This window comes from Kribbella antibiotica (genome assembly GCF_004349055.1).
GTDB classification, from domain to species: domain Bacteria; phylum Actinomycetota; class Actinomycetes; order Propionibacteriales; family Kribbellaceae; genus Kribbella; species Kribbella antibiotica.
This window is the reverse complement of sequence record NZ_SMKX01000217.1, coordinates 1-12334: the sequence shown is the minus strand read 5'-3', so window position 1 is coordinate 12334 and position 12334 is coordinate 1. Positions and strand designations below refer to the sequence as shown.

The 12334-nt window shown below is 67.7% G+C and carries 11 protein-coding genes and 1 pseudogene; 10 read left to right on the top strand and 2 right to left on the bottom strand.

From position 1 onward, the window contains the following. Positions 1-55 precede the first annotated feature (55 nt). Positions 56-628, top strand: coding sequence for an ArsR/SmtB family transcription factor (locus E1263_RS39540; RefSeq protein WP_132177112.1), 573 nt, complete (start codon positions 56-58; stop codon positions 626-628). Then, complete coding sequence (locus tag E1263_RS39535; RefSeq protein ID WP_132177110.1) at positions 625-1935, top strand: MFS transporter; 1311 nt, start codon at positions 625-627, stop codon at positions 1933-1935. The genes E1263_RS39540 and E1263_RS39535 overlap by 4 nt, the downstream gene beginning before the upstream one ends. Here E1263_RS39535 and E1263_RS39530 read toward each other — a convergent pair. Beyond that, positions 1829-3157 (bottom strand): hemolysin family protein, encoded by a 1329-nt coding sequence (locus E1263_RS39530; RefSeq protein ID WP_132177108.1) that lies wholly within the window; start codon positions 3155-3157, stop codon positions 1829-1831. The two genes, E1263_RS39535 and E1263_RS39530, sit on opposite strands and share 107 nt — an antisense overlap. Positions 3158-3289: 132 nt before the next feature. On the opposite strand from E1263_RS39530, the gene galT reads away from it, so the two are divergent. From galT to E1263_RS44180, 3 genes are all read left to right on the top strand, one after another. Beyond that, complete coding sequence (gene galT, locus E1263_RS39525) at positions 3290-4336, top strand: galactose-1-phosphate uridylyltransferase (RefSeq protein ID WP_238161987.1); 1047 nt, start codon at positions 3290-3292, stop codon at positions 4334-4336. Then, positions 4333-5460 (top strand): galactokinase, encoded by a 1128-nt coding sequence (gene galK / locus E1263_RS39520; protein ID WP_132177104.1) that lies wholly within the window; start codon positions 4333-4335, stop codon positions 5458-5460. The genes galT and galK overlap by 4 nt, the downstream gene beginning before the upstream one ends. Positions 5461-5574: 114 nt before the next feature. Next, a complete protein-coding gene (locus tag E1263_RS44180; protein ID WP_132177102.1) occupies positions 5575-6390 on the top strand; it encodes a M23 family metallopeptidase in 816 nt (271 codons plus the stop codon). An 18-nt stretch (positions 6391-6408) separates the two neighbouring features. Here E1263_RS44180 and E1263_RS39510 read toward each other — a convergent pair whose 3' ends face one another. Then, complete coding sequence (locus tag E1263_RS39510; RefSeq protein WP_132177100.1) at positions 6409-7221, bottom strand: DeoR/GlpR family DNA-binding transcription regulator; 813 nt, start codon at positions 7219-7221, stop codon at positions 6409-6411. A gap of 78 nt (positions 7222-7299) precedes the next feature. Here E1263_RS39510 and E1263_RS39505 point away from each other — a divergent pair, with 78 nt between their 5' ends. From E1263_RS39505 to E1263_RS39485, 5 genes and pseudogenes are all read left to right on the top strand, one after another. Continuing rightward, positions 7300-8430 carry a GNAT family N-acetyltransferase gene (locus E1263_RS39505; RefSeq protein WP_132177098.1) on the top strand — a complete coding sequence of 377 codons (1131 nt, stop codon included), beginning with the start codon at positions 7300-7302 and terminating at the stop codon, positions 8428-8430. Between the two features lie 78 nt (positions 8431-8508). Further along, positions 8509-9168 carry a GNAT family N-acetyltransferase gene (locus E1263_RS39500; RefSeq protein WP_132177096.1) on the top strand — a complete coding sequence of 220 codons (660 nt, stop codon included), beginning with the start codon at positions 8509-8511 and terminating at the stop codon, positions 9166-9168. 90 nt (positions 9169-9258) lie between these two features. Beyond that, positions 9259-10044 (top strand): CAP domain-containing protein, encoded by a 786-nt coding sequence (locus E1263_RS39495; RefSeq protein WP_132177094.1) that lies wholly within the window; start codon positions 9259-9261, stop codon positions 10042-10044. A gap of 229 nt (positions 10045-10273) precedes the next feature. Then, positions 10274-11233 carry a CAP domain-containing protein gene (locus tag E1263_RS39490; RefSeq protein WP_132177092.1) on the top strand — a complete coding sequence of 320 codons (960 nt, stop codon included), beginning with the start codon at positions 10274-10276 and terminating at the stop codon, positions 11231-11233. Between the two features lie 160 nt (positions 11234-11393). Then, positions 11394-12334: pseudogene (locus E1263_RS39485) on the top strand (hypothetical protein); the annotation flags it as partial.

Below are 12334 nucleotides of genomic sequence, written 5' to 3'. Positions count from 1 at the left end.
GGGGTATTCCAAGCAACGGCTTGACATGTGATTCGGCCTGCCGCATATTCCAAGCATGTCTTTGGAGAAGCGGACTCGGCTGCTGGATGATCCGTTGGCGATCCGGGCGATGGCGCATCCGGTGCGGCTGGATCTGCAGAGTTTGCTGGGGCGGGAGGGGCCGATGACGGCGGCGGATGCGGCGCGGCGGCTGGGGATCAGCCAGGCGTTGGCGTCACACCATCTGCGGCAGTTGGCGAAATACGACTTCGTGGAGGCGGCTCCGGGCAAGGACAACCGCGAGCGGCCATGGCGGCTGGTGTCGACTTCGCAGTCGTGGCGTGATGCGACTCGGACTCCCGAGGGGGCGGCAGCGGCCGACGTACTGGAGCAATTGCTGGCCGAGCGGGCCTTGGAGTCGCTGGCGGAGTGGCAGCAGCAGCGTCCAGACGAGCAGCCGATCTGGCGTGATCATGCGGGCATTGGGCGCAGCGGGATCTACCTGACCGGCGATGAGCTGGCTGAGCTGATGCAACAGATCAACGGCTTGGTCGAGCGGTACGTCGAGGAGCGGCCGATCGACGATCCGTCCACCCGGCCCGAGGGCAGCCGCTATGTCTCCATCACCCAGATCGTGACCGTGCAATGAAGGACCTGTGGGGCGTCCTTGCACGGCAACGCGACTACCGGCTGGTGCTGAGCGCCGGTCTGATCTCGCTCACCGGCGACTGGCTGCTCCGCACCGGCCTCGCCTTCCAGGTCTACGCACTGACCGGCTCGACGCTGGCCTCCGGCGGTCTGTTGCTCGCATCGTTCGCCCCGACCGTCCTGCTCGGCTCGTTGGCCGGCGTCTTTGTCGACCGCTGGGACCAGCGCACGACGATGATCGTGACGAACATCCTGAACGTGGTCGTTCTCCTTCCCCTGCTGGCGGTTCGCGGCGCCGAAACGATCTGGATCGTGTACGGCGTCGTCCTCGCGCAGGCCTGTTTGCAGCAGTTCTTCCAACCGGCCGAGCAGTCGCTGATCCCGGTCCTCGTGGAGCCGAAACAACTCGTCACGGCGAACGCCCTGAACAGCCAGATCCGCGACCTCGCCCGGCTGATCGGTGCCGCGATCGGCGGCGTCCTCACCGCGGCCGGCGGCCTGACCCTGCTCGCGATCGCCGACGCGGCAACCTTCCTGCTCGCCGTCGCGCTACTCTCCGCCGTCCGGCATCGAACCGAGCGGATCCGTGCCGTCGTCGAGGCGGCCGGTGGCGCGATCCGGCGGCTGCGCGCCGAGTGGACGGACGGGTTGAAGCTGTGCGTCGGCGGCTCCGGGATGCGGCTGCTCTTCGTGTACTGCCTGGTGACCGGGCTCGGCGAAGGCATCATGAGCACGCTCTTCGCGCCGTTCGTCGCCACCGAGCTCGGTGGCGACGGCAAGGCCTACGGCCTGATCGTGTCCGCGCAGGCGATCGGCGGAATCGTCGGCGGCCTGGTCGCCGCCGGCCTCGGATCACGGTTGCCGGCAGCAACCATGTTGGGTGTCGGCGCACTCTTCTTCGGCCTGATCGACCTGGCGATGTTCTGTTCGCCGCTGGTCTCGGACAGCCTGATCCCGGCGTTCGTCTGCATGATCCTGGTTGGCCTGCCCGGCGCCTTCTCGGTCGCCGGGCTGATGACCATCCTGCAACAGCTCACCCTCGACGGCACCCGCGGCCGCGTCTTCGGCGCCATTGGAGCCGCCGAAGGCGGCACGGTCCTGCTCGGCATCGCCGCCGCCGGCCTGCTCGGCGAGGTCGTCGGCATCATCCCGCTCCTGATCTTCCAGGGCCTCGGGTACGTCGTGGGTGGTGTCGTAATCCTCAGTCGGCGAGGGTTGCTTGCGCCTCGTCCGGAATCGCCGGATCCCCTGCTTGCGGGACCCGGTGCACGCGAACCCGGGCGACCCGACGGCCGTCCATCTCAGTAACGGTCAGCGTGTGGTGGTCGACCTGGGCCTCCTCAGCGACCGCGGGGACCTTGCCGAGCTGGGCGGCGAGGAATCCACCGACCGTCTCGTACGGGCCGTCGGGCAGCTCGAGGCCGGTCTCGTCGGCGAAGTCGTCCAGGTTCAGCAGCCCGTCGACCTCCATGTCGCCGCTGCGGAACCGCGTGGTCTCGGTGGACTCCTCGTCGTACTCGTCCTTGATGTCTCCGATCAGCTCCTCGACGAGGTCCTCGAGCGTGACGATGCCGGCGGTGCCGCCGTACTCGTCGAGGACGATCGCGAGGTGCGTGCTGCGCCGCCGCATCTCGGTCAGCGTCGGCAGCAGCTTCGCGGTGTCCGGCAGCATCAGGACCTCGCGGGCCAGGTCACCGACCCGGACCGAGCGCGAGGCGACCGCCGGGTCGAACAGGTCCCGGACGTGCACGAACCCGACGATGTCGTCGGCCGACCCGTTCATCACCGGGTAGCGCGAGTGCGGACGCTCGGCAGCGAACTTCACCGCCTTGTACGCCGGCATCTCGGCGTCGACGAAGTCGACCTCGGTCCGGGGCAGCATCAGCTCGCGCAGTTGCCGGCCACCGGCCTCGAACACGTCGTCAACGATCCGGCGCTCTTCCTCACCGAGCGACTCGTGCGCGGAGATCACGTCGCGCAGCTCCTCGTCGGACATCACCTCGCGGTTCGCGTTCGGATCACCGCCGAGCGCCCGGACCACCAGGTCGGTGGACTTCGAGAGCAGCCAGATCACCGGGCGAGCGCCGGAAGCGATCCGGTCCACGAGCGGTGCCAGGCCGAGCGCGAACGTCTCGGCCCGCTGCAGCGCGAGCCGCTTGGCCGCGAGCTCACCGAGCACGATCGAGACGTACGAGATCAGCACCGTGATCAGGATCAGCGCGACCGTGGCGGCCACGCCCTCGGGCAGACCGAGGTCCTGCAGGTGCGGCGCGAGGGCGTCAGCCAGGGTCGCGCCACCGAAGGCGGCGGACAGGAAGCCCATCAGGGTCACGCCGATCTGCACGGCGGACAGGAACCGGTTGGGGTTGGCGGCCACCCGGGCCACCGTCTCGCCCCGCTTACCGCGGTGGGCGAGGGCCTTCACCTGGGACTCGCGGAGCGAGACCAGCGCCATCTCGGCCGCGGCGAACACCCCGCCGATCAGCACGAAGACCAGGATCAGGACGATATTGAGAAGCGTTTCGTTCATGAGTGCGGGTTCCTAAAGCCCTCTCGTCGTATGTCGAGAGGGCGGGCGTTGGGCGTCGTCGTCCATATCCTCAGAGTACCGGCGGGACGTACCACGGTGCATGTTCGAGTTTGTTGGTTTACGATGGTTAGCGTGAAGACTCCCCGTGGTGTGCGCCGAACGGACGCCCTGCTGTCCGACGGACGAGAGCTGATCTACTACGACCCGGCCGACCTGCCGGCCCGGGTTCCGCTCGAGGACACCCGCGGCCTGCCCGCGCCGCAGCCCCAGGTCGATCTGCGGACCGACCCGCTGACCGGTGATGTCATCACCTACGCGACGCACCGCAACACCCGCACCTACCTGCCGCCGGCCGATCAGTGCCCGCTGTGTGCGAGCAAGCCGGGCAACCCAACCGAGATCCCCGACCACGACTACAACGTGGCCGTCTTCGAGAACCGGTTCCCGTCGTTCGCCGGCCCCGGCCGGACCGAGGTGCTCTGCTTCACCAGCGACCACAACTCCTCCTTCACCCAGCTCTCCCAGGGCCAGGCCCGGCTCGTCGTCGATGCCTGGGCCGACCGGAACGCCGATCTGAGCGCCCGCGACGACATCGAATACGTCTTCCCGTTCGAGAACCGCGGCCGCGAGATCGGTGTCACCCTCAACCACCCGCACGGTCAGATCTACGGGTACCCCTTCATCCCGCCGCGGATGCGCACCCTGATGGCACGCGCCCGCGAGCACCAGGCAGTTGCCGGGAGCAACCTGTTCGCCGACATCCTGGCCGCCGAGCGCAAGGAGGGCACCCGGGTCATCGCCGAGAACGGCAACTGGACCGCGTTCGTGCCCGAGGCCGCCCGTTGGCCGGTGGAGGTCCACCTGTACCCGCACCGCCAGGTGGCCGGCATCGACGACCTCTCGATCGGCGAGCGCGACGACTTCGCCCAGCTCTACCTCGACGTCCTCGGCCGCCTCGACGGCCTGTACGGCGAGGCGCTCCCCTACATCGCCGCCTGGCACCAGGCCCCGGTCCGGATCGACCGCGAGCTCGGCTACCTTCACCTGGAGGTGCTGTCCATCCGCCGGGCGGCCGACAAGATCAAGTACCTGGCCGGTTCGGAATCCGGGATGGGCGCCTTCATCAGCGACACCAGCCCGGAGGACGTGGCCGAGACCCTGCGAAAGGTCCGTTCATGAGCTTCGAAAGCATCTTTGGAACGGCGCCGGACGGTTCGTGGCGCGCTCCCGGCCGGGTCAACCTGATCGGCGAGCACACGGACTACAACGACGGTGTCGTCCTGCCGATCGCGTTGCCGAACGAGATCGTGGTGACGGCCGGGAAGCGTTCTGACGGCCGGATCGCGGTTTCGTCCGTCGGGCACGACGCGGTGATCGAATTCGCTCTTGATGAGCTGGCACCACGCTCGGTCGACGACTGGGCGGCGTACCCGGCTGGTGCGGCCTGGATTCTGCGCGAGTCCGGCTACCCGATCGGTGGCGCGAACCTGCTCTTCGAGTCGGACGTCCCCACCGGCGCCGGCCTGTCGTCGTCCGCTGCCCTGCTCTGCGCGACATCCATTGCCCTGCTGGGATTGGTCGATGTCGAAGTCGATCCGGCCGAGGTCGCGCGGTTGGCCCAGCGCGCCGAGAACCAGTACGTCGGTGCGCCGGTCGGCCTGATGGACCAGACCGCGTCGATGTGCTGCACAGCCGGTCACGCGCTGGCCTTCGACATCCAGTCCGGCTCGCTGGACCAGATCCCGTTCGACCCGTCAGCTGACGGATTGACGTTGCTGGTGGTCGATGTGAAGGCCCCGCATCGGCACGCCGACGGTGAGTACGCCGCTCGCCGGAAGAGCTGCGAAAGCGCCGCTGCGCAACTCGGCGTACCGGCTTTGCGTTCTGTTGCTTTTGATTCGTTGGACGAGACGCTGGCGCGGCTCGACGACGAGGTCGATCGGCGCCGGGTGCGGCATGTGGTCACCGAGATCAAGCGGACCGAGGACGCGATCGCGTTGATGAAGGCCGGGCGGTTGCGTGAGGTCGGGCCGTTGTTCACCGCTTCGCATGTGTCACTGCGAGACGACTTCGAGGTGACTGTTCCGGAGCTCGATGTCGCGGTCGACACGGCGCTGGCTGCCGGCGCTCTTGGTGCGCGGATGACCGGCGGTGGATTCGGTGGTTGCATCATCGCGTTGACGGCAACGGATTCCGCCGCGCCGGTGCTCGACGCAATCGAGAAAGCCTTTGCCGAGAAGGGCTTCACCGCTCCTTCGGCACTCGCTGCAACGCCTTCGAACGGTGCGTCGCGAATCAACTGATTGACCTGTTGCCCATTCGTGCACGAGTGCGGCACGAGCACTGGGCAGCCGCATTTTCCCGGCGTACTTTCCGACTAAGGGGAAGTACTAGTAGGGGGAAATGAGGTGGCCACGATGGCCCAGCCTTTGCCTGCCGGAAAACTGACGGTAGGAACACGATGGCGTTACTCCCAAGGCGGCCTGCACGCCGCGTTCGACTATCCGGTCGAACTCGGTACGCCGGTCTTCGCCGTCGCCGCCGGTGTCGTCCTGGACTGCAACGACGGAGTGACCAACAAGCCGAAACCCAACGTCGTCGGAGCACCGTCGAACTGGGTGCTGCTGGGGATCACGCACGCCGGCCGCAAGGCGTCGGTGCTTTATCAGCACCTGTCGCCGGGAATCAACGTGACGAAAGGTCAGAAGGTGGCCGCCGGTCACCAACTCGGCGAATCCGGGAGCTCAGGCAACGCCACTGGACCGCATCTGCATTTGGCGGCGATGTGGGGGCATCGGGACCGGGGTAGTCGCTACGACTATCTGAAGGGGATCGGCTCGAAAGAAGGCGTGCCGTCGGACGGCACCGCCTCGAACGAGATCTGCATCTTCCCGCCGTCGTTGGTCTACGGGCCCGGCAGCGCCCGCACGCTGGTGTCGCAAGCCACCGTGCTCGCCTCCGGCCTGGTCTTCGTTGACAAACTGCGGTTCGGGACGTCGAACTCGGACAGTGTGAAGCGCCTGCAGTTCGTCCTGAACCGCATCAAGCTGAAGGACGGCCGCAACCTGAAGATCAGCGGCAACTACGACATCGACACCTTGAACGAAGCCACCAAGTGGCAGCTCCAGAAAGACGGCTGCCTCCCGGGAAGTGTCGGAGCAGACGGCAACATCGGCCTGAAGCAGGCCAGGAAGCTGTTCGCCGCCCCCTACACCGTCAAGCCCCACTCCTAATCGCCGAGTGGTTCAGGTTCAGGGGGTGATGACGAGTTCGCAGCCTGTGTCGCGCATGGATTTGCGGGCGCCGGCCGACAGGCCGCCGTCAGTGACGATGACGTCGAGGTCGGCCCAGGTGGCGAAGGTGCTGAGGCCTACGGTGCCCCATTTGGTGTGGTCGGCGACTACTACGACCTCGCGGCTGGCGGCGATGAAGGAGCGGTTGGTCTCCGCTTCCATCAGGTTCGGCGTGCTGAGACCGTGCTCGGCATCAACCCCGTGCGCGCCGAGGAACAGCAGGTCGAGGTGTAGCGAGCCAAGCGCGGCGGTCGCGATCGGGCCGACGAGCGCATCGGACGGCGTCCGAATACCACCGATCAGTACGACGGTCCGGTCGGAGCGCGAGTTGCCGTGGAACACGTCCGCGATCCGCGCCGAGTTCGTCACGACGGTCAGGTTCTCGACCCGGAGCAACTGCCGGGCGAGCGCATAGGTCGTCGTACCGGCGCCGATTCCGATCGCACTGTCAGGCTGCACGCGGCCGGCGGCCTCGGCGGCGATGGCCTGTTTGGCGGCCGACTCCTGGGTCAGTTTGGCGTCGAAGCCTGGTTCGTGGGCGCTGCGGAGACCGACCGAGGTCGCTCCGCCGTGCACCTTGTGCAGCAGCCCACTGGAGTCCAGCGCGTCCAGATCGCGCCGGATCGTCATATCCGACACGCCGAACCGCTCGACCAGTTCGGCCACCGTGATCGCGCCGCGACTGTTGACCTCGGCAACGATGGTGGCCTGTCGTTGCGCGGCCAGCTGTCCACCCCGGCCGCGTGGCGGCTCCGCTCCGGCTGCATTCACGGGCTCAGCCTAAAGGTAGTTCGGCGTGCTGTCAGGAAATGGCGTTGCCGCAGCGCAGCGACGTTGTCACCCTGGAGCATGCGATTTCCCGAGGACGTGCCGGTTCTGAGCGACGACGTGGTCACCCTGCGCGCTCACAGCCTGGCCGACGCCGACGACGTGTACGAGCTCTGCCAGGACCCGGAGATGCAGCGCTGGACGGTGATTCCGGTCCCGTACTCCCGCGAGGCTGCCGTCTCCTTCGTGACCGAGATGGTGCCCGACAACTGGCGCAAAGAGTACGGCGAGCGCGCCTGGGCGATCGAGGTCGACGGGCGGTTCAGCGGCTCGGTCAGCCTGCACGGCGGCGAGGGCGGGGTCGGCGAGATCGGGTTCTCGATCGCTCCCTGGGTCCGCGGCCGCGGAGTGATGACGCGGGCCGCCAAGCTCGCGATCCGGCACGTGTTCGACGACCTCGGTTGGCAGCGGGTGATCTGGCGGGCGTTCGTGGGCAACTGGGCCTCGCGTCGAGTCGCCTGGAAGGCCGGCTTCCGCGGAGTGGTCGTCGTACCGGGTGGTGGGTCAGCGCGTGGCGTCCGGTACGACGAATGGGTCGCGACCGTGGCGCGGGACGAGGAGCTGGAGCCGCAGGGCAACTGGTGGACCGTGCCGGAGTTGAAGGGCGACGGTTTCGTACTGCGCGCCCTGCGGCCCGACGACGCTCCGCGGGTTCAGGAGGCATGTAACGACGAACGGACGCAGTACTGGCTGGCCGGGCTGCCGTCGCCGTATGAGCTGCACCACGCGGAAGGCTTCGTCGAGAGCCGGAAGGAGCCGTTGGCCTCGGGCGAAGGAGTGTCGTGGGCAATCGCCGATGCCGCGACCGACGAACTGCTCGGCAACGTCAGCATCTTCGGGATGAAGAAGCGGATGGACAGTGGCTCCGGTGAGATCGGGTACTGGATGCACCCGGCCGGGCGCGGCCGGAACCTGATGACGAACGCCGTCCGGCTGGTGATCGAGCACGCCTTCACACCGATCGAGGAGGGCGGTCTGAGCCGGCGCCGGATCACTCTGCTCGCCGCGGTCGGGAACACCGCGTCCGCGCATGTTGCCGAGGCCAACGGATTCACCAAGGTGGGCGTCAGCCGCGCGGCGGCCCCCGGTCGCGAGGGTCGCTGGGATGACGACTACATCTTCGAGATCCTGCCCGGTGATCCCCGTCCGTGACTGCCTCGAGACGGCGAGTTTGTGTCATGCGACACCGTTCCGCTCGCCGTCTCGGCATTCGGCTGGTTGAATCAACTGGTGAGAGATCGTGAGGAACTCGTCCGCCGCTGGCAGGCCGGGTGGTCAGTCTCGAGGGGCTGGACGACGGTGGAGGACGACCACGACGGGATATTGACCGTCCGCGCCGGTGAGGAGAACCGCGCGGTCGAGTACGTCGTCCTGGACGCGGACGACAAACCGGAACGGGTCGAGCGAGCCGCCGAGCTGGCGCTGGCTGCCCCCGGTGGACGCGGGGTCGGCTGGATCACGCTGGCCACCGACGACAAAGAGGCGCGGGTCGAGCAGCTCGAGGATCTCGGCCTGGAGGTGCAGCGCGACCAGGACTGGCTGATGACGATCCAGTTGTCGGAGCAGCCTGCCCTGAAGCTGCACGAGCGGTATGCCCTGCACACCGAGCTCGAGGACGACCTCATCATCACTCGTGCAACGTTGCACGGTGGCGTCGTGTCGAGCGGCCGGATGGCTGTTGTCGGACCGGACGCGGTGGCCGACCGGATCGAGACCGACCCGGCGCACCGGCGGCGCGGTCTGGGCAGTGCGGTGATGGCCTCACTGGTCGAGACCGCAGCGGCCCAAGGCGCCAAGCGCGGCATCCTGATCGCCTCGATCGACGGCCTCCGGCTGTATCGCAGCCTGGGCTGGAAGGTCATTGCTGACGTGGTCACTGCACGCTGCTGATTGTCAGACAATCGTACCGTTTGTCAGATAGTCGTTAAGGCCTCCCTTCGGAGGAGTCAGGCAACAATCGAGTGGGCAAGGCTGCTCACCATGACGAACCCTCGACGGTCACCGCGCTCCCGTGTGGCCGGTCCCTTGCTCGCGGCCTTCGCCGGCCTGATAGTTCTGTCCGGCATCGGCTGGTTCGTTCTGAGAGACCTGGGCGATCAAAAGGTCACCGGTCAGGAGCAGCCGCTGACCACGGCGACCGACGACGCCTCCACCATCCCGACGCCGACCCGTCCGACGACTCCGTCGGTGACACCACGCCATACGACGCCTACTCCGACGAAGGCCGTCACCAAGACGCCGACGCCCACCCCCACCCGCTCCAGTACGGCGCCCAGTCGCGAAGGAACGCGGAAGCCGACCACCCAACCGCCGACCCGCACCGCGACGCCCAAGGCTTCGAAGCCGACGAAGTCGACCACCACCACGGCCAGCGGTGGTCCGGAGGCGCAGGTGCTCACGCTGACGAATGCCGAGCGGAAGAAGGCTGGTTGTGGCGCGCTGCGGACGAACAGCGCACTGGCGAAGGCGGCTCAGGCGCATGCATCGGACATGGTGGACACCCACTACTTCGCGCACAACAGTCAGGACGGGCGGACGCCGTTCGCGCGGATGAAGTCGGCCGGCTTCAAGGGCGGCGCGATGGCGGAGAACATTGCCGTCGGCTACACCAGCCCGGCAGTTGTCGTGAAGGGCTGGATGAACAGCCCCGGACACCGCGCCAACATCCTCAATTGCAGTTACACCATGTTAGGAGTTGGTTACGACTCCGGACAGGTGAAATCCGAATGGGGTAAGGGCTCCTGGGTCCAGGACTTCGGTGGCTGAAGGCAAGCTTCAAGCAGCATCCCGGGCAATCTTCAGCAAGCGTCCTGTGCAACCTTCAGGAAGCGTCCTGTGCAACCTTCAGAAAGCGTTAAGGCGTATCGCGGAACTGTAACGGTGACACCGAGTATCGGTTAAGGTCGCTGTTCGGTAACCAGGGGGGAACCTGGCACGACCGCAGGGGTTCGGCCAAGCATTCGAAACGACGCCCACGAAGAGGATTCGCCCACTCATGACGGATGCGCCAACCCCCCGGCGGCACCGCGGTGCCCGACGCGCGCAGAAGAACAAGCGCGGCCTGGTCGGCCCGATCGCGAGCGCCTTGTCGGTGCTCGTTGCCATCGGCCCGGTGATCTATCTGATGTCGCGCGACAGTTCGACGGTCAATGACGCGACGAAGGTGCTGAACGTCTCCGAAGACACCCGGGACAACGCCGGTGGTTCGCTCGTCGACGGCGCGCACACCGGCCCTCTCAAGACCGTCACCAAGACCCTGCCCAACGGCAAGGTCACCACCGCCGTGATCGGCTCCGGCGCGAACGGTGAGTTGACGACCTCAACCCCTAGTACGCCGGCAGTCACCCCGAGCGGTTCGCCGTCCAGCCCGTTGACGACCCCGACCGCGCCGACCACCGGTGTCACGACCGTGATCGTCACCCCGGGCGGACCGAAGACGATCGAGGGCAAGCCGGGCCACCCGAAGCCACCGACCCGCCCGACGCCGACCAAGACCGAGACGAGCAAGCCGCCGAGCAAGACCCCCGAGCCGCCGCCGACCGGCGATGGTGGGGGCACCAGCGCGAAGGAGCGCGAGGTGCTCGAGCTCACCAACGAGGAGCGCGAGAACCACGGCTGCGGTCCACTGCGGCTGAACAGTGCGCTGGTCGAGTCCGCCGGACGGCACGCCTCCGACATGGTCAACCGCCAGTACATGAGCGGGACCAACCCCGAGGGCGAGAACCCGGGCGACCGGATGCAGGACGCCGGATACGACGGTGGCAGTTGGGGCGAAAACATCGTCGCCGGCTCCACCAGCCCCCAGCGGGTGGTCGATGCCTGGATGAACAGCGACAAGCAGCGGGCGAACATCCTGAACTGCAAGTTCACCGTGCTGGGCGTCGGCTACGACTCCGGCAAGGTGCGGTCCGATGTGGGTAACGGCAGCTGGGTGCAGGACTTCGGCCGTAGCTAGGCCTGTCATTGTGTCGAAGGCACCGACAGTGGCGCAGACGTTGTTCGAATGCCACAACGTCCGGCCGATTTCCGGCCGGTCACCGCGGGTAGATCCGTCCTTGTCGAAGCGTTGATGAGGCACGTCTTGGGGGCAAGACAGTGAAGGGAACAGCGACATAATGTCGTCCGATTCCGGCAGTGGCCGGCAGAAACCGCGCAGGAAGGCAACGCGCGCCCGGGGCTCTCACACGAGCACGCCCGAGCCCGCGCCGGTCCCGCCACCCGAGCCACCCCGCTACGCCCCGCGCGGCGGCGAGTCCCCCTTCTGGGCCAACGCCCAGCCCCACACCGACAGCCAGGCCTGGGCCGACACCCAAGCTCACCTGGAAGCGCGCACCCGCACCGACTCCACCCCGCAGTACGCCCCGCGCCCAACCGCTCCGCTGAGCACAGGGTCGTCTGAACGCGGTTGGGTCACACAGCCACCCGCACCGGCCCCCACGCGTCGTACCCGCCAGTCGACGCCGGCCGAAGACCTCGCCGGCCTGGGCGCCTGGGCCACCACCCCACCCGAGCGCCCCAAGGAGCAGCCGGCTCCCGCGGCGCGGGTCGAGTCCGCACCGGCCGAGCCCACGCGCATCGCTCCGGCTACCCCGGACTCCGCGGTGGATGACGCGACGCTGGTGACGCCTAGCCCGTCGTACACGCAGCCGCCGGTTGCTGCGGTTGCGGACTCGCGGACGGCACGCGGCACCTCTGAGCTGGCAGGACCCCGTACGACGGCGATCCGCGAAGCGAAGGCTGGGCCCCGACCGCGGCAAGCGGCGGACAGTACGGCGGTAGATCCGGATGGGCGACCGGTGTCTCGGGCTGCTCGTGGCGAGGGTGGTAGGCGGCGGCCGTTCGTTGCCGTGGCAGCGGTGTTGCTCGTGATCGCCCCGATCGCGTGGATCCTGCTGCAGCAGCCCCACAACGACCCGGCCGACGCGTCCCTCCCGATCCGGGACGACTCCTACGCGGACCCGACCACCAAGCCGGTCGACGACCCGACAACTGTGCCGACGGTGCCGCCCAAGACGCCGCCGACGACGCCGCCCACCGGCCCCCCGACGGGCACACC

Excerpts from the sequence above, each read along its gene's own strand:
- E1263_RS44180 (WP_132177102.1), top strand. The coding sequence starts at position 5,575 with ATGGCCCAGCCTTTGCCTGCCGGAAAACTGACGGTAGGAACACGATGG.
- E1263_RS39490 (WP_132177092.1), top strand. The coding sequence starts at position 10,274 with ATGACGGATGCGCCAACCCCCCGGCGGCACCGCGGTGCCCGACGCGCG.
- E1263_RS39505 (WP_132177098.1), top strand. The coding sequence starts at position 7,300 with ATGCGATTTCCCGAGGACGTGCCGGTTCTGAGCGACGACGTGGTCACC.
- E1263_RS39495 (WP_132177094.1), top strand. The coding sequence starts at position 9,259 with ATGACGAACCCTCGACGGTCACCGCGCTCCCGTGTGGCCGGTCCCTTG.
- E1263_RS39530 (WP_132177108.1), bottom strand. The coding sequence starts at position 3,157 with ATGAACGAAACGCTTCTCAATATCGTCCTGATCCTGGTCTTCGTGCTG.
- galK (WP_132177104.1), top strand. The coding sequence starts at position 4,333 with ATGAGCTTCGAAAGCATCTTTGGAACGGCGCCGGACGGTTCGTGGCGC.
- E1263_RS39540 (WP_132177112.1), top strand. The coding sequence starts at position 56 with ATGTCTTTGGAGAAGCGGACTCGGCTGCTGGATGATCCGTTGGCGATC.
- E1263_RS39535 (WP_132177110.1), top strand. The coding sequence starts at position 625 with ATGAAGGACCTGTGGGGCGTCCTTGCACGGCAACGCGACTACCGGCTG.